At 48.4% G+C, this 19,709-nt stretch carries 16 protein-coding genes; 4 read left to right on the top strand and 12 right to left on the bottom strand.

From position 1 onward, the window contains the following. Positions 1–11: 11 nt before the first annotated feature. From cyoD to DYH48_RS20820, 5 genes are all read right to left on the bottom strand, one after another. Positions 12–353, bottom strand: coding sequence for a cytochrome o ubiquinol oxidase subunit IV (gene cyoD, locus DYH48_RS20840; RefSeq protein WP_006084647.1), 342 nt, complete (start codon positions 351–353; stop codon positions 12–14). Next, positions 353–973 carry a cytochrome o ubiquinol oxidase subunit III gene (gene cyoC, locus DYH48_RS20835; protein WP_006084646.1) on the bottom strand — a complete coding sequence of 207 codons (621 nt, stop codon included), beginning with the start codon at positions 971–973 and terminating at the stop codon, positions 353–355. Before cyoC ends, cyoD begins: the two co-directional genes overlap by 1 nt. A gap of 1 nt (position 974) precedes the next feature. Continuing rightward, entirely contained in the window at positions 975–2,954 is a 1,980-nt protein-coding gene (gene cyoB / locus DYH48_RS20830) for a cytochrome o ubiquinol oxidase subunit I (RefSeq protein WP_006079491.1), read from the bottom strand. 2 nt (positions 2,955–2,956) lie between these two features. After that, positions 2,957–4,060, bottom strand: a complete 1,104-nt coding sequence (cyoA, locus tag DYH48_RS20825) for a ubiquinol oxidase subunit II (protein WP_115335821.1) — start codon at positions 4,058–4,060, stop codon at positions 2,957–2,959. A 188-nt stretch (positions 4,061–4,248) separates the two neighbouring features. After that, entirely contained in the window at positions 4,249–4,638 is a 390-nt protein-coding gene (locus tag DYH48_RS20820) for a hypothetical protein (protein WP_006079495.1), read from the bottom strand. Positions 4,639–5,262: 624 nt separating this feature from the next. On the opposite strand from DYH48_RS20820, the gene DYH48_RS20815 reads away from it, so the two are divergent. Together DYH48_RS20815 and DYH48_RS20810 are read left to right on the top strand one after the other, a co-directional pair. Then, positions 5,263–8,886: a bifunctional diguanylate cyclase/phosphodiesterase gene (locus tag DYH48_RS20815; protein ID WP_115335820.1), complete on the top strand. Its 3,624-nt coding sequence runs from the start codon at positions 5,263–5,265 to the stop codon at positions 8,884–8,886. A gap of 97 nt (positions 8,887–8,983) precedes the next feature. Continuing rightward, complete coding sequence (locus DYH48_RS20810; protein WP_012090576.1) at positions 8,984–9,460, top strand: hypothetical protein; 477 nt, start codon at positions 8,984–8,986, stop codon at positions 9,458–9,460. Positions 9,461–9,551: 91 nt separating this feature from the next. Here DYH48_RS20810 and DYH48_RS20805 read toward each other — a convergent pair whose 3' ends face one another. The 4 genes from DYH48_RS20805 to DYH48_RS20790 all read right to left on the bottom strand — a co-directional run bounded on the left by DYH48_RS20805 (position 9,552) and on the right by DYH48_RS20790 (position 13,547). Then, positions 9,552–11,054 (bottom strand): DUF3300 domain-containing protein, encoded by a 1,503-nt coding sequence (locus DYH48_RS20805; RefSeq protein ID WP_115335819.1) that lies wholly within the window; start codon positions 11,052–11,054, stop codon positions 9,552–9,554. A gap of 147 nt (positions 11,055–11,201) precedes the next feature. Next, complete coding sequence (locus DYH48_RS20800; RefSeq protein WP_115335818.1) at positions 11,202–12,566, bottom strand: ATP-binding protein; 1,365 nt, start codon at positions 12,564–12,566, stop codon at positions 11,202–11,204. Beyond that, complete coding sequence (locus tag DYH48_RS20795; protein WP_115335817.1) at positions 12,559–13,254, bottom strand: response regulator transcription factor; 696 nt, start codon at positions 13,252–13,254, stop codon at positions 12,559–12,561. Before DYH48_RS20795 ends, DYH48_RS20800 begins: the two co-directional genes overlap by 8 nt. 2 nt (positions 13,255–13,256) lie before the next feature. Next, positions 13,257–13,547, bottom strand: coding sequence for a PepSY domain-containing protein (locus tag DYH48_RS20790; protein WP_115335816.1), 291 nt, complete (start codon positions 13,545–13,547; stop codon positions 13,257–13,259). A 358-nt stretch (positions 13,548–13,905) separates the two neighbouring features. Between DYH48_RS20790 and DYH48_RS20780 the strand changes: the two genes are divergently transcribed. Further along, positions 13,906–14,862, top strand: coding sequence for a choice-of-anchor H family protein (locus tag DYH48_RS20780; protein WP_115335814.1), 957 nt, complete (start codon positions 13,906–13,908; stop codon positions 14,860–14,862). 80 nt (positions 14,863–14,942) lie between these two features. Next, the gene (locus tag DYH48_RS20775; protein ID WP_115335813.1) at positions 14,943–15,416 is read left to right on the top strand and encodes a peroxiredoxin; all 474 of its coding nucleotides are present in this window, start codon (positions 14,943–14,945) and stop codon (positions 15,414–15,416) included. 77 nt (positions 15,417–15,493) lie between these two features. Here the strand turns inward: DYH48_RS20775 and DYH48_RS20770 are convergent, their stop codons facing one another. From DYH48_RS20770 to ompR, 3 genes are all read right to left on the bottom strand, one after another. Then, positions 15,494–17,473 (bottom strand): methyl-accepting chemotaxis protein, encoded by a 1,980-nt coding sequence (locus tag DYH48_RS20770; protein ID WP_115335812.1) that lies wholly within the window; start codon positions 17,471–17,473, stop codon positions 15,494–15,496. Between the two features lie 129 nt (positions 17,474–17,602). Further along, a complete protein-coding gene (gene envZ, locus DYH48_RS20765; RefSeq protein ID WP_115335811.1) occupies positions 17,603–18,919 on the bottom strand; it encodes a two-component system sensor histidine kinase EnvZ in 1,317 nt (438 codons plus the stop codon). A 42-nt stretch (positions 18,920–18,961) separates the two neighbouring features. Beyond that, a complete protein-coding gene (ompR, locus tag DYH48_RS20760) occupies positions 18,962–19,687 on the bottom strand; it encodes an osmolarity response regulator transcription factor OmpR (protein ID WP_006079507.1) in 726 nt (241 codons plus the stop codon). Positions 19,688–19,709 lie beyond the last annotated feature (22 nt).

Below are 19,709 nucleotides of genomic sequence, written 5' to 3'. Positions count from 1 at the left end.
ACTGTTTCTCGTTACATCATCAAAGCGTTGGCTTCGAGTATGATCCATACCGACAAGCCGACTACCATGACAATAATCAGGGCGGTAAACAGGAAGGAGAAGGTATTTACTTTGCCTTCTTTCGAGAAATCTAAGTGCAAGAAGTACTTTAGATGTACCACTATCTGCACTATCGCCATCACTAGCACTAAGCTAAGGGTGGTCGCTTTCTCGAAGTGATGGGTCATTACGGCCCAAAACGGAATGGCGGTTAATACCACTGACAGCACAAAGCCCATTAGATATGACTTAATGCTCGCGGCCAGATCGTCAGTGCCATGGCTAGGCTTATGAGTATGACTATGTGCGCTCATTAAAGTGCTCCCAATAAATACACAACCGTGAATACACAAATCCACACTATGTCGAGGAAATGCCAGAACAAGCTTAAGCAGCTCAGGCGGGTGATGCTGCGATTACCTAAACCAGTTTTCGCCACTTCAATCATCATGATCGCCATCCAAATCAGACCTGCGGTCACGTGCAAGCCGTGCATACCGACAAGGGTGAAGAAGGACGACAGGAAAGCGCTACGCTGTGGGCCATTGCCGTGTTCAATCAGGTGATGGAATTCATAGACTTCCATCCCGATAAACACACAACCCAGTGCAAAGGTAATGGCTAACCAAGTGAGGGTTGCAGCTTTGTTGTGGCGCTTAGCAAAAATCAGCGCCATGCCATAGGTAATACTACTAACGAGCAGGGCGGCAGTTTCAATCAGCACAAAGTCCAATTCGAAAATGTCTTTACCCGAAACGCCACCGTCCGTGTTCATGTAGAGCACAGCATAGGTTGCGAAAACCGAGGCAAACAAAATGCAGTCGGTCATCAGGTAAATCCAAAAACCAAACAGAGTGTTGCCACTCGTGTCATGGTGTTCGTGGTGATCTTCTGCGTGAGCTACTTCTAAATCTGCTGGGATTGCAATACTCATATCAGCCCCTTACTACATTGTTTAAGTGGGCATTTTCAATGCGAGCCACTTCATCGGGTTGCACGTAATAGTCGACGTCATTGTTATAAGCACGGAACAGGAACACCACGAAAGCGCCCACTAAACCCACAATGGCTAACCACAGGATGTGCCAAATAGCGGCAAAACCAGCGGCAGTGATCCCCAGCGCCATTAAGATACCGCTTGGGGTATTTTTCGGCATATGGATAGCTTGGTAGTGTTTTTGACGTTGATAAGCCACGCCTTTTTCTTTCGCATCGGTAAAGGCATCGATATCAGCAACCTGTGGCAGCTTAGCGAAGTTATAGAACTGTGGTGGAGAAGCGGTTGACCACTCTAAAGTATGGCCATTCCATGGATCGCCTGTGGTGTCGCGGTTTTGGTCGCGGTCACGGATACTCACGTACAGTTGGATAAACTGCAGAATGATACCGACCATGATGATGCAAGCACCCACGGCGGCTAAGTAGATCCACACGTTCCACGCTGGGTTATCAATGTGGTTGATACGGCGTGTCATACCCATAAAGCCCAGTACGTACAGCGGCATAAAGGCCACATAGAAACCGATTTGCCAGCACCAGAATGACGCTTTACCTAAACGCTCATTCAAGTGGAAACCTGTCGCTTTCGGGAACCAGTAAGCAAAACCTGCTAAGTAACCAAATACCGCACCACCAATAATAGTGTTATGGAAATGTGCGATTAAAAACAAACTGTTATGTAGAACGTAGTCGGCACCCGGTAAGGCTAATAACACCCCTGTCATACCGCCTATGGTGAAAGTCACCATAAAGCCCAGCGTCCACAACACAGGTACCGTTAAACGTAGGCGGCCACGGTAGATAGTGAACAACCAGTTAAACAGTTTTACCCCGGTTGGAACCGCGATCACCATAGTCATAACCCCGAAGAAGGCGTTGACGTTGGCACTTGAGCCCATGGTGAAGAAGTGGTGTAACCAAACGATGAAACCTAGAATTGAAATCGCACCACTCGCCCACACCATAGAGGTGTAACCGAACAGACGTTTAGAGGTAAAGGTTGAGATCACATCGGAGAAAATACCAAAAGCAGGCAAAATCAGGATGTAAACTTCAGGATGTCCCCACGCCCAAAACAGGTTGATATACATCATGGCGTTACCGCCACCGTCATTGGTGAAGAAGTGGAAATCCATGTAACGGTCGAGTGTCAGCAGGGCTAACACAGCGGTTAAGATTGGGAATGACGCGACGATCAATATGTTCGCCCACGTACAAGTCCAAGTGAAGATTGGCATTTGCATCAGCTTCATGCCTGGGGCACGCATCTTCAGTACGGTGGCGATAAAGTTCACCCCGGTTAAGGTCGTCCCTATGCCCGAAATCTGCAGTGCCCAGATATAGTAATCGACCCCAACCCCCGGACTGTAAGCCAGCTCTGAGAGGGGTGGATACGCCACCCAACCTGTCTTAGCAAATTCACCTAAACCCAATGAAATATTGATCAACACAGCGCCAGAGGCGGTAAGCCAGAAGCTGAGGTTGTTCAAGAATGGGAAGGCAACGTCGCGAGCACCAATTTGCAGCGGCAACACTAAGTTCATCAGACCTATCATAAATGGCATCGCCATAAAGATAATCATGATCACGCCGTGGGCGGTGAAGATTTGGTCGTAATGTTCAGGCGGCAGATAACCTGCGGCGCCGTTGGTGGCGAGTGCTTGCTGGGTACGCATCATAATGGCATCGGAGAAGCCACGAATGAGCATCACCAAAGCTAACACTATGTACATGATACCGAGGCGTTTATGGTCAACTGAGGTTAACCAGTCGTTCCAAAGTACGCTCCATTTTTTGTGTTTAGTGATCAAGGCTGCGATATACAAACCTACCACTGCGACGACCGCTAAGGTCACCATGATGATAGGCTCGTGATACGGAATCGCATCTAAGCTTAATTTACCGAGAAATGACATGATTACTCCGCCTCCACTTGTTGAGTGGATGAGTGCTCTAAGGATAAAGGTTCTGTGGATGAGTCCTGTGTTGATGACGGTACAGAAGGTGTTGAGCTATCCATGTCGGCCATGTTCTGTGTATTTTCCATCGCGTGCTCGCCTGCCATATGTGCCATGTCGTGCATACCTTTCATGTCTGCCATGTCAGATGTGTGCTCAGTGCCCATAGGTTCCATGCCTGCGTGCATGTCCATTCCTTCGTGACCTTTCATGCCGTCATGTGAGTCCATGTGCATGTATTGCATCACGATTTGGTCAAACATCCCTTTGCTCACTGAGCCAAAGTATTCAACCGGATTGTATTCACTCGGTTTAGCCAGTGTGGCGTAGGCCGCTGAGTCCAATGTCTTGCCCTGTTGTTTTAACTTGGCAACCCATGCATCGAAGTCGGCAGGTGTCTGAGTGGCAATCGCTTTAAACTTCATGCCCGCAAATCCGGCGCCGCTGTAGTTAGCCGAGATACCATCGAAGGTGCCTGGCTCGTTAGCGATCAAATGCAATTTAGTAGTCATGCCCGCCATAGAGTAAATCTGGCTGCCTAACTGCGGGATGAAGAAGGAGTTCATCGCAGTGTCAGAGGTGATCTTAAAGTTCACCGGCACATTGGCTGGGAACGCCAACTCATTGACCGATGCCACGCCTTGTTCTGGGTAAATGAATAACCATTTCCAGTCCAGCGACACCACTTCAACCGTGACGGGTTTAGCTTCGTGCACTAAAGGCTTATATGGATCAAGATCATGGGTCGAACCCCAAGTGATCACACCTAGCACTATTACGATCACAATCGGCACTATCCACACGACGGTTTCAATCGCCGTTGAGTGTGCCCATTTAGGCGCATAGATTTCTTGATCACGGCCATCGCGATATTTCCACGCGAAGTACAATGTCATGGCAATCACAGGGATAACAACAATGAGCATGAGTAGGGTGGCGACGATAATCAGGTGTTTTTCATCGATACCGATTTGGCCCTTAGGGTCCAACACACCGCCATCACAACCCGCGAGCATGAATGCTACTGCCGCGATTGCCGCTTTACTTAATTTTCGAATTAACAAAGGAAGATTCCTCTAACCCTAAGGTTTACAACTCTGCCAAGCGTGAACCGGCAGTCGCACTAAGCGGCGTTATCTGAGCGCAAATCCTGAGACCCAAGAGGAATGACACAAAAATGTGCCGCCATCCCGACGAAATCGAAGATCAGCTTTCAGCGCTTAATGCTTAATTTGAATTTAAAAACAGAGGGTTAAAATGGTGGGGCGCGACAACCGTGGGCGGTATGTTCGAGGGATTTTAGCCTTGGGGGTGCTAAAAAAAGTGAAGCGTTAGTTAAATCGAGATTATTGAAAAATTTGAAGCAGCAGTCGATTAAATGCCATAACTGCAGAATAACGAGGGGGTTGAGCAATAACAGGCTGAGCAGACTAGCGCCGATAAACTCGACCAAAAAGCCATTGCTGAGGCTGATGAGTTCACTAATATCGACACAACCGCCGATCAATACGTACAAAACGTCAGCTACAGGCAGCACAAACAATAACCCGAAAAACAGGGTTAGGTTTGTCATGCTAAAGGTTGAAAACCGAATAATCAGGTTCAATCTTTCAGCAATGAATTGGCTAAGAGCTAATTTCAATTAACGGGTCCGGTTGAACGGGAAAGGGAGTCAGTTGGCAGAACAAAAAATATTCAGCATGCAACTTTTTTATGCGGCAGGAGGATACCAAGAAGCGGCTATTGAATGAAAGCGGATCCCCGCGGTAAAAGGGCCTAAGCGTTAAAAAAACCTTAATTAAAACCAAATAAAATCAATAAATTTACAAAATTAACCGAAATTTAACTGATTTGGTTCTCATAAAATAAAAATGTGTGAGGCGCTTCATTTATTCGTTTTGGCTAAAGTTGATGTATTGGCGACGGTATGGCGTGGATTAATGCCCCTATTAGCATGTGGGTTTTAGCCAACAGTCGCTTTTGTCGCATACGAATGACACTGCTATTTACCCTTGCGCGCCGCACATTTTTGCATGCTGATTTTTGATGCGAGTTAAGTGTCGTGGAATGGATTTTAGCTGGGCATCTCAAATAAAAACATCAAGTTAAAACAATTATTGTGTCAGTCATTTACGCTATTTACATTAGGTAAAACGACTATTAGACTGTGATTTTATCACTGCCCAGATATCTACTTGAGATTGCGTTAACGAGTAGGGCATTATGATTCTGAATATTGTAACTATGGCAGTTTAAAGGATTACACATAAAGTCAATTACCCCATACCTTAAGGTAAACATTTTCATCGCCTTAGCTTACATCATTGTAGGTAAATTAGGCTTGATGATTGCTGTGCCGCCTGGATATTCTGCGGCGATTTGGCCTGCCGCAGGGATTGCCATTGCTGCTTGTATCCTATGGAAAGAGTATGTCCCTTGGGTTGGCGTGTTTATTGGTTCCCTGCTGATTAACATCAATATTGGCGGGCATATCCATTGGGGCTGGTTACCCTTTGCTATCTCGATTGGGTCTTGTATACAGGCTGTGCTTTCAGCCCATGTTCTTGGGCGAGTCGATCATTTATTCACCTTAGATAATCCTAATACCGTTATTAAATCCTGCTTGAGCTTAGCCTTGACTTGTATTGTGGCGACCGTTTTTGGCAACAGTGCCTTAGTGATCAATGGTACGATTCCACCATCTGATTTATTGGGGAGTTTAGTGAATTGGTGGACGGGGGATTTGCTCGGCGCCGTGATCTTTATCCCTTTGACTATGTTGTTATTTGATAAGCGAGCTATCTGGCGTGCTCGCCGCATTCAGACGGGTGTTCCCCTGCTGGTGGGCTTTTTATTCTGCGTGGGGATTTATTACTACTCGGATATGAACCAGCGCCAACAGTTGCAGGATAAGTTTCAGATCCAATCCAATGCCGTGATTAGTAATATTGAAAGTTTTCAAGAGGCTAATCTGCAGCAAATCATCGCCTTAGCGAGCTTGTTCGATAATAGCGAGCAGGTTTCTGAGGATGAGTTTGTGCAGTTTGGCAAACGTAACATGCTGCAGCAAGATGGCTTTAGAGCTTGGTCTTGGTCGCCGTTAGTGGCGGCTGCCGATCTGCCCAGTTTTGAGGCATCGACCCGCTCAGCCATTGGCGCTCCCTACAAAGTCACGCGGCCTCAAGGCTGGCAAGCTAATGCCGATGGCTGGTTAGTGCCAGTGATGTATATTCAGCCACTCATAGGTAATGAAGCGGCATTGGGATTAGATCTCAATAGTGAACCAATACGAGCCGCTGCCATTGCCAAAGTGCGCGCGACCTTAGCGCCTGTGATGACGGCGAAGATCCAATTAGCTCAAGATCCCAATGGCCCAGGTGGCACCTTGCTTCTAGCGCCCTCGTTCGATCGGCTGGGTAAAATCTCAGGATTTTGTTCAGCTGTGATTGATTTGCAAAGCATTATTAATGATGTTGAGAGCGTAAAGGGATTGCAGTGGAAACTCTCCGACATGAGTGCGGGCGGTGCATTGCTTTACAGCAATACCCAGAAGTCATTTCCCGCATTTAGCAGCAAGCTATTTAGCGATAAAACCGGCCAGTATTTTCAAGCAAACCTGCAGCTTGCAGATCGGCATTGGCACATAGTGATTTATCAATCCTATGCGGTGCTGATGGGCGATACTTTTAGCTTATCGCTACTTATGCTGCTCCTCGCCTTTATCACCTGTGCTGTTGTGGGTGGTATGACGCTGGTTTCCTCCGGCGAGCGCCAACGTATTGCCGAGAAAGTGACTGAAAAAACCATGGCCTTATCGAAGGAAATTGCCCGTCGTCAAGCTTTTCAGGCCACTTTAGTCGAAAGCGAGCAAAGATATCGTAACTTGTTTGATAAGGCGCCTGTAGGGCATGTGCTTAAACGTTTAGACGATAGTCAGTTTGTGGCGATCAACCCCGCATTCGAAGCGATCACGGGTTACACACTCGCTGAGTTAAATGAGCTTGACCCTTGGGAGCTCACACCAAAGCGTTACCAATTAAGTGAAACTGAGCAATTAGAACATCTAAAGCAAACGCGTCGTTATGGCCCTTATCAGAAGCATTATTTGAATAAGAATGGTCAATTAGTGGCGGTGCGTCTCAATGGTGCGTTAGTCACAGGTGCCGATGGTGAACAGCTTATTCTCTTTATCGTTGAAGATATTACCGAGCAGGAGCGCACCGTTGCGCGGGTAAATCTATTGGCGCAGGTGTTCCAGCAGAGTGGTGAAGGCATCACTATTATGGATGCCAACGACATTATTGTGGATGTGAATACTGCGTTTTCTCAGATAACCGGCTATTCACGAGAAGAAATCATTGGTAAAAACTGCCGCTTTTTAGAGGCCGAGCGTACCGACAAAAATATCGACCCTCAAGTGCGTGCCGCCCTAGAACAAACGGGATTCTGGCAAGGCGAAGTTTGGGGCAGGCATAAGCATGGTTACGATTTCCCCAAATGGTTGATGATGTCTGTGGTGCGCGATGATGCAGGTGCCGTGAGCCATTACATCGGCAGCTTTACCGATATCAGCGAGCGTAAAGTCAGTGAACAACGGATTCATTTCCTCGCCCACCATGATTCTTTGACCTTACTGCCTAATCGACTCAGCTTACAGTCGCGCCTCGAAGTGGTTTTCAGGGAGGCGCTGGCATCCGACAGCCAAATTGCCGTGATGTTTATCGACATGGACCACTTTAAAAATATCAACGACACCTTGGGCCATCATGTGGGCGATCAACTGCTGCTAGAGGTTGCCCGACGTTTGAAAAACATCGTTGGTGATACTGACACTGTGGCACGTCTAGGTGGTGATGAGTTTGTGGTTGCCTTATCTGATACGAACCATGATGAGGTGGCCAGTTTAGCCGAGGCGCTGCGCAGTGGTTTGAGTCAAACCTATGTTATTAACAATCAAGCATTACATTCATCACCGAGTATAGGCATCAGTTTATTCCCGACCGACGGCGACAGTGTTGAAGCCTTGATGAAAAACGCCGATATGGCCATGTACCGCGCCAAGGCTGCGGGGCGCAACAACTATCAATTCTTTACTGCGGCGATGAATACCTTGATCACCGAGCGCCAGCAAATTGAAACGGGCCTGAGGCAAGTGCTCGCTAACGATGAATTACGACTGCATTATCAGCCACAAATTGATATCCGCACTGGGCAAGTGGTCAGTGTCGAAGCCTTAGTGCGCTGGCAACATCCCGAATTTGGCATGGTAGCGCCAGACCGCTTTATTCCCATTGCTGAAGAGATTGACATGATCATTCCTATCGGCCAATGGGTGTTAGAAACCGCGATGGCGCAGCTTGCCGCTTGGCGCGCTGCGGGTGCGACCGAGCTGCGAATGGCGGTGAATCTGTCGGCGCATCAACTCCGCAAAGATAGCATTGTCGCCGATATCACCAATGTGCTTTTAAAGCATCAGTTAGGCAAAGGTGCATTGGAGCTCGAAATCACCGAGAGTGTGGCAATGCAATATCCGGAGCAGAATGCGCGCCTGTTAGCGGAATTGCGCCAGCATGGTATCGAACTTGCGATTGATGATTTCGGCACGGGTTATTCCTCGTTATCCTATTTGAAACTCTTGCCCTTAGACAGATTGAAGCTCGACCGCTCCTTTGTGAAGGATATTGAAAGCGATCCGAACGATGCCGCTATCAGTGCTGCGACCATTTCTATGTCCCATGAGTTGGGGTTAACTGTGGTGGCCGAAGGGGTTGAAAACGAGGCGCAGTTGGTATTATTGTCGAGCATGGGGTGCGACTTAGTGCAAGGGTTTTACTTTAGTAAACCCTTAGCGGCAGAAGAGTGTTTCCGCTTTATCCAGCGTAATTTATAACGGCAGAGTCTTGCTGTTTTTCTAATGCTGGCGCAGAGTTGGACTATACTTGAGTTCGCATTATGTATGCGTTAATCGAAATACTAAGGATGGTTTTATGCAAGTCATCTTCACCAAAGGAACCCAGCGTTATGGTCAGTTGCGCTGCGTGCGCATGGACGGTAGTGCGACCCAAACCCAAATGCCAGAACAGGGCATTGCTCCCCACGATATGATCCATTATGTTGTTGAAAAACGCCTGCATATTCAAGGGGCTTTCTTCTCGCAGGTCAGAGCTGGCGCCGATATCAGCTTCGCCTTGGAACATAATGAAACCTCCCGCGCCATCGCAGATAAAACGGAAGTGTGGCAAACCGAATCCATAGTCGAGACCTTGCAGTCACTACTCTGGTCGGGTGAAACGCCAACCTATAACGGCTTTATTTATCTGTTAGAGCAAGCCTGTAACAGCCGTGACCTAGCCGTTCCAACCGTTAGCCAATCGGACTTTGAGCATATTCTCAATGAGATTATGGATCTGAGCATCGAGTGGCAAGGAATGGGTGAAGGTCAGTCCCTGACCTTGAAGTTTTAAGCGGTTTAAAACTAAGTGATTTAAAAATAACTGATTTAAAAAAAAGAGCGCAGTTAACTGCGCTCTTTGTGTTACTGCGGCCATAGCGGGATCATTCTCTATGACGGCGTTCTTGGCTTTGAGTTGAGCGACCTTGGTTATGTTCTACCGAGCGAGCGGTTTGCGCATTTTGGCGTGGCTCACTTTGTCTTACTCTCACTTCTTCGCGTTGTCTTGGTGCTGCTTGTCTTGGTTGTTCAATACGTTGCGGTTCTGCGCGTCTTGTCTCAGGTCGTGGCGTTTCAACTCTTGGGGTCGCAGCCCTTGGATTTTCTTGCCTTTGTGGCTGCGTCCTTTGTTGATCGACATTACGCGGCTGTGACTCCCGAGTTTGATATTGCCTTTGCTGCGGCTCCTTCGATGGCATTGGCTTTGGCTGCACGGGTCTCGATTGCGCGTCATTACGCTCCTTGTGAGTCGGCGTTTGTACCATAGTCGCGGATCGACGTTCCTTTAACTCGGCCTGCGTTTTTTGATAACTCGGTGCGCGGTTATCACGTTCACGACTGGCGTTGTGATAGTCCTTATTGTCACGACTCTTATGACCCTGATTACTCATATTACTTTGATTGCTATGGGTATCTTGGCGTTCTTTTGACTTCGAATATTGACTATTGAAGTGCTGCTTACTGCCGCTAGAGTGTGAATCTCTACCGCGATACTTGTCTTCGTTGTAATAGCGTTGCTTCACGACGGGGTTGTGGTAACTCACGCCACGTCTATGTTCGGGTTTATGTTTCCAAGGCTGGGCACCATAGCTGACCGTGTATCTTTCACGTGGGCGATAACGATGTGAATGGCGATAGTCGATCACGACCACTTTATGGTTGTGCCAGTGGAATGAACTGAAGAAGTAGTTAAAGGAAATATGGATGCCAGGTGACCAGTAGAAATGGTTATGACTCGGACGATAGGGATAGCCAGCATAGCCGCCAAATTCCCAATACACGGGGGGATAAGCCACACCCCAGCGCCATGTGCCATAAACCACGCGCGGATCATAATAGGGCACGTAGACGATTTCTCGCTTAGCGGGTTCTATGATGATCTGATTGTTGGCGCGGGTGATCGCCATGTTATCCATGTCCGCTAAGCTATTCGCTTTATCAGCCTGTTGCCTTAGGGATTGAATGCTGTTCATCACTTGGCCTTCATCTTCTAAGAAGGCTTCACCGAGTCTTTGAGTCCAGTCGAGATCTTCACTCATTTTTTGCAGCAGCGTCGGAAAGGCCAGCAAAGCTTTGACGCTCGGGTCCCAATCTTGGTCTTCGGCTTGCGACATCAGTTGATCGACTGATGATTTGGGGCGCTGGGTTAACCAACGTTGTGCCTGCACGATTTCGAGTGGATAAGTTGAGGCAATAAGTATGTGGGTCAATAAGCTATCGGGATACAGTGCAATAGGCGCCAGCATTTGTTCGAGTTCGGCTTGGCTTGCCGCAGTGCTCGAGCCTTGGCTCACAGATACGCCCGCAGCTTGGGCTGTGGTAGTGAAAGGCAAGGCCACTAATGCCGCCGTTAACACTAGCCAATTCCATCGATGTAGTCTGTTCATGGTTTGCTCCAATAATCCTGTTCGAGGATGTTATGGGCATCATAGGCGTTTGAATATGAACATAAGCTGAAAGCATTTTGCGGTTAAAAAGTTATTTTTAACCGCAATTTAGGATGGGGTTTAAATCTATATTATTGAAATTAAAGGTTAAATAGAATGCACGAAGCTGATGCTGAACTTGGCGCCGCCCAAGGTTTCTGAACGTGAGACTGAAATTCTGCCGTTATAGCTGTCGACTAAATCGCGCACGATCGCAAGCCCAATACCATTACCTTGATGATAGGAATCAGCGCGAATACCGCGTTCAAAGATTTGATTTTGCAGCGCCTCACTGATCCCTGGCCCATCATCTTCGATGCAGATCAGCAATTGATAGGCATCGCCGGTCACGGTTAATTTAACCGTGGACTTTGCCGCTTTGCAGGCGTTGTCGAGCACGTTACCGAGAATTTCCGTGAGATCCGCTTCATCACCTTTGAATACTGCTTCGTCTGCCATCTCGCCGCTGAGGTTGATTTGCGGCTCGCGATAAATTTTAGCTAAGGTGCGTAATAACTTAGCGGCGACGTCATCGACGCGAATCCCTAAATGCCACGAGGCTGCCGCTGCCGTTTGGGCGCGTTTCAACTGGTGGCCAATAATGCGGCTGATCACCGACACTTGCTCGCTGGAGGCTTCGCTTAAGTCGGCCTGACTCTTGATCACCGCCAGCGGTGTTTTGAGGCTGTGGGCAAGATCGGCCAAGGCATTACGATAGCGTTTGCGCTGGGTTTGTTCGGTATTGAGCAAAATATTGAGCTGCCGCGCAACCGCTTGTAGTTCAGTGGGGTACTGACTACTTAGCTGCATCGACTTACCTTGCTCGACGGAGTGTAATTCTTGGGTAAAGCGTGCCAATGGCCGCAGCGTCCACACTAGCCAGCTCAGTTGGAACACGAGCATGACGAACATGAGGATCAGCAGCCAAGTCCAAAGCTGTTGGTTGAATTGATCGATTTGCTGCTGAAATTCGCGCTCGTCCTTGATGATGTGAATCGTCACAGGCACGTTTTGATTTTGACTGGCGAAACTGACGCTAAAGCTATAAATCAAATGGGGTTGTTCGGCGAGCTCGATTTGCTCAAAGTCACTTTGACCCGTTGCTGGGATGGTAAAATGTGGCGGTGGCACCATGCCCATAAAAGATTGCGAGTGCCACACGATCGTTTGTTTGCCGCTGGCATCTTCAGTGGTCGCAATGGCATACAGCCCAGATTGAATGAGGTTAAAACGATTTTCGAGTACTAATTCTGGGATAGATATTTGTTTATTCTCGACTTCCGTCACCGCGAGTATCGAATAGACATAGGCGCTGAGTTCATTTTTGGTCGCGCTTTTAACTTGCTCGGTAAAGGCATCGTTTAAGGCGACGCCGATCAAAGGCAATAACACTAAGATAAACAATAATGCACTGGCAACTAAGCGCGCTTTAAGGGAGTTCAATACTTGCCACACAATGGCACGTTTACTCATCGGCAGTTGGCTCGGGCGTTAACGTTTTTAGGCGATAACCTTGGCCGCGCAGGGTTTCAATCAGGTTATATTGATTATCAGGATCGAGTTTTTTACGTAACCGGCGGATAAAGACTTCAATGACGTTTGAATCTAAATCAAAATCTTGATCGTAGATGTGCTCCGTCAATACGGTTTTGGATTTCACTTCACCCTGATGCAGCATAAAAAATTCGAATAACTTGTATTCAGAGCCGCTGAGGTTAACCAACTCTTCACCTTTACGCACTTCTAAGCTGCTGGTATTTAGGCTAAAGGGACCGTTATAAATCAAAGGGCTGGCCTTGCCGGCAGAGCGACGGATCAAGGCTTTTAGCCGCGCGACCAGTTCTTGGGGATGAAAAGGTTTCGTCAGGTAGTCGTCAGCACCGGCGTCGAGCCCTTCCACCTTGTCTTGCCAACTGTCCCTCGCGGTTAAAATTAGGATTGGGAAGTCGCGTTCCTGTTCGCGTACGCTGCGGATAAGCGCGATACCATCGAGTTTAGGCAAACCGACATCGATTATCGCCGCATCATAGTTGTATTCGAGTGCTTGAAATAAGCCTTCTTCACCATCGCTCGCCACATCGATACTGTAATGGGCATCGAGCAGATGTTGTTTTAAGTTAGCCTGCAGTTCTAAATCATCTTCAACCAATAACAATCGCATAGTTAATTCCTCGACACTCGGCCAGTTGCGGCATCCACTGAGACTGAAAACACTTGGCCGTCATTATTGAGGAGCTTAACCCGATATCCTGAGCCGCTGGATTGCACGCTCAGTACCTTGCCTTGATATTGGCGTTGCACCATAGCTACAGCTTGATCTGGGCTATTGACCGCCAGACGGCGCTGCTCATTCTTCGCACCTTGGTTGCGATCATTCTGTCTATCATTGCCTGCCATGCTGCCAAAGGAGGCCAATAAGCAAGCGATTAGGGCCAATGTCAAACAAAGTTTCATATCTGGTACCCGCAATGTTCGGCGATCTTAAGCTAATGGGTGAGATGGATAACTTATCGAGTCGACTAAGAATACCTCATCACCTTAACAAACACATAGAGATCAGCCAATTGGTTGGCACAATTCCATCAAAATTAACTTTGGTAGTCATTTTGTTATTCGTGACAGAACTGAAACTCTGTCAGCGAGTCTATTCCTATGCTCGCATTCAATATGCCCTAGTGTCGGCTAATTCAGATGAACTAAGGCTGAACGTATTGTCGCGCTAAGAACACTAAATGTTGATGTTCAGCTTATGTTCACCTTCATTACACTTTAATGACTCCAATTTGAACGGGTTATCCATGGGGTATTCAAGATGAACACACTCAATAAACAAGGTATGGCAGCCACAGTTAACTGTCGGGTTAACACCCATTTCGTTAAAGCGACGGCCATTGCCGCGCTGTTTTTAGCGTCCACTGCCGTCAGCGCTCAGCCCCGCGAACTGGAATCATCGCAAAGCTTAACGCCATTTACTGCGGCCAGTGTCGGCATTGCCAAAAAAGCTGAAAACAGCGAGCAAGCAGCCGAGCAGGAACAGCAAGCTTTAGCCCTGTTACAACAAGCTGCGCCCGCAAAAAATGTCACTGAAGCCGCTGCTGCAGCCGTTAAATCCTTGGCGCCAGCCTTATCCTCTAAAGCGCCGACGGCAAACCGCGTGCAACTAATGGGCGCATCGCCGATGACGCGTGAGCAAGTGACTGCGAAACATGCGAGCCAAGGCATGCCGAGTTCGAGCGCGACCAGTGAAGATCCCTACCGCGCCCCTGTGTATCACAGCTTTTCGATTTTTGATGCCAGCAGTCGTTTGTTCGAAGACTTTGACTACGATGGGTTTTATCAAACCTTTAGCGTGACCTTCGACGTCGATGTTAACGGAGCGTATCTTAATGAAAGAGCTGACTTATTTGCCGAGCTTTATCTCAGCCGTAATGGCGGCCCTTGGGTGCATTACTACACCACGGACGTGTTTACTATTTATGGCGATTCAACACAGGACGACTATGAAGTGCTGACCACGCTCTACACGGGTTATGCGACGGACCACTACGATGTGTTGATTGATGTGTATGAAGTGGGTTACAGCGATATTGTCGCGACCATTAGTGCCGATGAAACCGATGGTTTGTATGCACTGCCATTGGAAAGTAGCGATCGAGACCGAGAGCCTGATGTCATAGTCGTCGAAGAAAGTGGCGGTAGCTTATCGGTATTGGGTCTGTTGTTCCTCGGTTTGTGTGCAGGGCTGCGGATGAATCGCACTCGCGGCTAATCACCCTTTTTTCTCTCTGTGTTTATCTCAGGTAAATAGGGCTAGTATGGTCAGGTTAATTTAACTAAATGGAGATAAATATGATTGATCAAGGTCAAACATTACCAGCAGCTACATTAGGCCAACTAACGAAAGATGGCATGGTGAATCACCAAGTTACTGAACTGTTCGCTGGTAAAAAAGTGGTATTGTTTGCTGTACCCGGTGCTTTTACTCCGACCTGTTCTGAAGCGCATTTACCTGGCTATGTCGTATTAGCCGATCAATTTAAAGCGAAAGGCGTGGATTTGATTGCCTGTGTTGCTGTGAACGATGCCTTCGTGATGAAAGCGTGGGGCGAAGCGCAAAATGCCTCTGAATTGATGATGCTAGCCGATGGCGATGCCAGCTTTACTAAAGCGTTAGGCTTAGAAATGGATACTGCTGGTTTTGGTGGCGTGCGTTCACAACGTTACGCCATGATCATAGATAACGGCGTAGTGACTCTGCTGAATGTTGAAGAGCCAAAGGCTTTTGAAGCCAGTAAAGCCGAAGTGGTTTTAGCTGCACTGTAATGATTAAGGTCCGAACGTAATCGGACATCAAAATAAATGGGAGCTTAGGCTCCCATTTTTATTGGTATTTTAGTGGGTTAAGCGGCCCGCGACTGTGGTGTTAAGTTACCAGCATCGGCAATGCCTAAACTGGTCTCAATATCCTCGACGCTCTGCTGCACTTCTTGGGCGATGACTTCACTCTGTTGTGAACTGGTTTGTGCCTGCTCTTTTAAGCTATCCATAGTGCGCACAAATTGATCGAGATAATCGACTTGCTCCTTGGCATTGAGCGAGCCTTGTTTAGCGGTATTGGCCATGTCGCTCGCTTGGTTTTGCACCGTTTGCGCTACTTGCCATAGGCTTTGAGCGCGCAGTTTTTGACTGCTGGTGGCCTGTGCTATGCCATCGACACTCTCACTGAGGGCATGATTCGATTGGGTCAGTTGCTGCAGAATCTTCACGATTTCGTTTAAGGACACTTGGGTGCGCTGACTTAAATTTCGCACTTCATCGGCAACCACGGCAAAGCCGCGACCTTGCTCTCCCGCCCGCGCAGCTTCAATGGCGGCATTGAGGGCGAGTAAGTTAGTTTGTTCGGCGATATTGCCAATTACATCAATGATTTTCGACACATCCGTCACTGAGTTATTCAGGCTTTCAAGGGAAGCATGGCAAAGGCCAACGGCGGTTTGCGTCTGCTCAGTTGCGCTGAGTACGGCCTCGGCTTCAGTTTGGCTCGACTGCATTTGGCGCATGGTTTCGGCGGCGCTGTCTTCCACGAGTGCCGAAGTGTGGCTCACCTCATTGGCGAGGCTGCGGATATGTTCGGTCTGTGTTTGCGTATCGGCCACAATCGTCTGAGTGTGCTCTGTGTGCTGCGATAGCTGAGTAATGCGCGCAACCAGTTGGCTTAATGATTGAGAAACCTTAGTGATTTGTTGGCGCTGTGCCTCGTCTTCCTGTTCAAACCTTTGCAGCAACTGGTTGAAATGACCTGCGATTTGGCCCGTCTCGCAGCGACGATTAATGTCTAAACGTTCGCGGCTGTTCGATTCGCTTAATTTCATAAAGGCTTGATTAAGACGTTTCAGCGGTTTGACGACGCGATTTTGCTGCAGGATTAAATAACCTATGGCAAACAAGGCCATGATGGAAACCATAGTGTAGAGGATCAGTTGTAGCTCATATTTCAGCTGTTGATTCTTTGCCGCCTGAGCCTCACCTAAGCCAATAAGCTGTTGTTCCACATTGCTGATCGCTTGAATGAGTTGATCTTGCATCTCTTGGTTGGCTTGCAGCAATTGGTGGGTATTGGCGACTTCTTTGTTGTATCGATTGGCGAGACTGAGCAGTTCACTGCGGTCACTGTCGCCGACTTCAATCTGTTCTGGTTCGCTGGCACCGAGGGCAAATTCATCGGCTTCTTGCTGCTCATATACGCCGATTAACGGCAGTGCGCTGAGGGCGTCGTGCCATGTATTTAGCTCTTTGCTGGTGCTGTCTAAAATGCCCTTGAGTTGCTGATTTTTGCCGATCAGATAGCCATCGGTCAGCTGGGAAAGTTGGTAGACGATAGAAGGTAAATCGCGGCTCAATTGCAGATATTGTTCGGCGACCGCCGCATTTGTGGCTAAGCCTTTATCGGCATAACTGCCCAAACGACGGTTATAGTCGAGCATTTCAGATTCGGCGTGGGCCAGCAATTGCCTGGGGTTGCCAGCGAGTTTACCCGCGGCGCGGTACTTGGTATCTAAATCTTGAATGAAGCTGCTGAGACTTGCTTGCAAGTCATTATCGGTAGCGCCCATGGTGGCTAGATTAAGCTCTGTGAGCTGGTTCTTAATGGCGCTGAGTTTAGTTTTAGCTTGTTCAAGTTGGCTAGAGTTGCCGCTGGCGAGATAGCCGTCGAGATCGCGGCGTACGCCGACGAAGTCTTCTTGTATGCTTTGCAGTGTGAGTGTTTGTTGTTCTATATTTTGTCGCTGATCACTACTCCACAGCACTACGGCCGCTAATAATCCCGCGAGCAATAACAACAGGGCAGAAGCAGAGAGCGACAGCGTTGAAATTTTCATTTTGCAATCTTCATAATTGTCAGAGCCAGTTAACTGTTCTGAGTTTATGAATTTAGCGTGACATTAATATGACAAGCGCCCACATGAATGTCAGCGTTGTCATTTGATTTGCCGATATGTGATCTCGCGCTATTCCAGCGGCAGCCACACTTGGGCTCTTAAACCGCCTTCGGTGCGGTTGGAGAGGGTGACTTGCCCTTGGTGTCTATCGATAATCCGTTTGATGATGGCGAGACCTAGGCCTGAACCGACACTGCCACGGGCGATATCACCTTGGGTAAAGGGTTGAAATAGTTTGGTAATTTGTGACTCGTCGATTCCTGGACCATTATCTTCAACAGTAAAACCGATACGTTTGCCGTCGAACTGCGAGCTAATGCGGATCCAGCCAGAACCATAGCGAAAGGCATTTTCGACTAAGTTACTCAGTACTCGCTTGATGGCAATCGCTTGGAATTGAGCTTCGGGGCAGTCAGTTAATACTACTTCTATTTCACCGGCGCGATTGGCTTCTGCTTGAGCGACATCTTGAATGAGTTTATTGATTTGGCCTAGTTCACGGCTGGTTTCCTGATCTTGGCGAATATACGCAATAAACTGGCTGATGATGGCGTCCATATCTTCGATATCGTTGACTATGCCATCTTTAAGATATTGATCTTCCTCAACCATCATCTCAGAAGCGAGACGAATACGGGTGAGCGGCGTGCGCAAGTCGTGGGAAATCCCCGCCATCAATAGCGCTCTGTCCTGCTCCAGTTGTTTCATGCTGTGCGCCATCTGGTTGAAGGCGTTAGTCACTTCGACAATTTCACTCGAACCATTAAGCGGCAAGGGATCGGGGAATTCACCGCGGGAAACGGCAATCGCGGCTTTTTGTAGTCGCCTAAGTGGACGGTTTTGTTGGCGGGCAAACCACCACCCCCCGGCGACGCTGAGTGCACCAATGACCATTAAATAGAGGGTCAGCGGCGAAAGATCTGAAACATTTTGGCCAATCAGCGGCACTTTTATCCAAATCGAGGGCGCCTGTGGTGGACGGATCCAAATCTGCAATACGCTGCCGTGGGTGACGCGCACTTCGGCGTCGCCGCCGAGATATTCCGACATCTGCGCCGACCAGAAACCATAATAGGTCGCTTGCTCAATACCGGCTTCGCGCGCTTGCTGTTGATTGTAGATTTTCATGCCATCGTCGTGGACTTTGGCATTGAGGGCATCGACTATGGTTAAGTGTTCGCGGCCAATATCTATGCCATCGACAAACAGCAATTTGACTTGGCGAGCGATTAACTGATTGATTTGCTGGTAGCTTGGCTTAAGCACATAAACGGCAACTGTGACGTAAGACACCAGCTGATTGATCAGTAGTAGACAACCAATCAGCATCACGGTTTGGCTAAACGCGCTGCGAGGCACAAACCGCCACCAAAACTTAGCTTTCATCGGGGGCTCAATAACCGCAGCAGATTAAGATGGCAGCGCGGCTCATCGACGCGCGGCGCCATCGGGCACAAACACATAACCTAATCCCCACACAGTTTGAATGTAGCGCGGATTCGCAGGGTCTTTTTCGATTAAACGCCGCAGACGTGACACTTGCACGTCGATGGAGCGTTCTAGCGCCGAATAATCGCGGCCACGGGCGAGGTTCATCAATTTATCCCGAGACAAGGGCTCGCGTGGATGGGTAACTAGCACTTTAAGCACGGCAAACTCACCGCTGGTGAGCGCAATCGATTCGTCGCCGTGGTACATCTCACGGGTGGCTAAATCCAGCGAAAACTCACCGAAGCTGATCTGCGCTTCCTGCTGGGCTGGCGCACCGGGCACATCTTGGGTTTGGCGACGCATCACGGCTTTGATCCGTGCGAGTAATTCCCGTGGATTGAAAGGTTTTGGCAGATAATCGTCGGCGCCTAACTCTAGGCCAATAATACGGTCGACTTCATCGCCCTTGGCCGTCAGCATCACGATCGGAATAGGATTACCTTGCTGGCGCAAACGGCGGCAGATAGATAGGCCATCTTCACCGGGTAACATCAAGTCGAGCACGAGTAAATGGAAGTTTTCGCGTTCTAATAGGCGGTCCATCTGCTCGGCATTGGCCGCGCTGCGCACCTGATAACCTTGCTCCATCAGGTAACGCTCGAGTAACGCTCGCAGGCGCATATCATCATCGACGACGAGGATTTTCGAGGTTTCTTGTCCCATGGGATGTCCTTTAATTGCTCAG

Source organism: Shewanella baltica (assembly GCF_900456975.1).
In the GTDB taxonomy this organism is placed as follows: domain Bacteria; phylum Pseudomonadota; class Gammaproteobacteria; order Enterobacterales; family Shewanellaceae; genus Shewanella; species Shewanella baltica.
Note: the sequence above shows the minus strand (reverse complement) of the source record. Positions and strands in the feature narration are given on the sequence as shown.

Bases quoted from the DNA above. Each gene is read 5' to 3' on its own strand.
- DYH48_RS20810 (WP_012090576.1), top strand. From the start codon at position 8,984: ATGCAAGTCATCTTCACCAAAGGAACCCAGCGTTATGGTCAGTTGCGC.
- DYH48_RS20795 (WP_115335817.1), bottom strand. From the start codon at position 13,254: ATGCGATTGTTATTGGTTGAAGATGATTTAGAACTGCAGGCTAACTTA.
- DYH48_RS20780 (WP_115335814.1), top strand. From the start codon at position 13,906: ATGAACACACTCAATAAACAAGGTATGGCAGCCACAGTTAACTGTCGG.
- envZ (WP_115335811.1), bottom strand. From the start codon at position 18,919: ATGAAAGCTAAGTTTTGGTGGCGGTTTGTGCCTCGCAGCGCGTTTAGC.
- ompR (WP_006079507.1), bottom strand. From the start codon at position 19,687: ATGGGACAAGAAACCTCGAAAATCCTCGTCGTCGATGATGATATGCGC.
- cyoD (WP_006084647.1), bottom strand. From the start codon at position 353: ATGAGCGCACATAGTCATACTCATAAGCCTAGCCATGGCACTGACGAT.
- DYH48_RS20805 (WP_115335819.1), bottom strand. From the start codon at position 11,054: ATGAACAGACTACATCGATGGAATTGGCTAGTGTTAACGGCGGCATTA.
- DYH48_RS20770 (WP_115335812.1), bottom strand. From the start codon at position 17,473: ATGAAAATTTCAACGCTGTCGCTCTCTGCTTCTGCCCTGTTGTTATTG.
- DYH48_RS20790 (WP_115335816.1), bottom strand. From the start codon at position 13,547: ATGAAACTTTGTTTGACATTGGCCCTAATCGCTTGCTTATTGGCCTCC.
- DYH48_RS20775 (WP_115335813.1), top strand. From the start codon at position 14,943: ATGATTGATCAAGGTCAAACATTACCAGCAGCTACATTAGGCCAACTA.
- cyoC (WP_006084646.1), bottom strand. From the start codon at position 973: ATGAGTATTGCAATCCCAGCAGATTTAGAAGTAGCTCACGCAGAAGAT.
- DYH48_RS20800 (WP_115335818.1), bottom strand. From the start codon at position 12,566: ATGAGTAAACGTGCCATTGTGTGGCAAGTATTGAACTCCCTTAAAGCG.
- cyoB (WP_006079491.1), bottom strand. From the start codon at position 2,954: ATGTCATTTCTCGGTAAATTAAGCTTAGATGCGATTCCGTATCACGAG.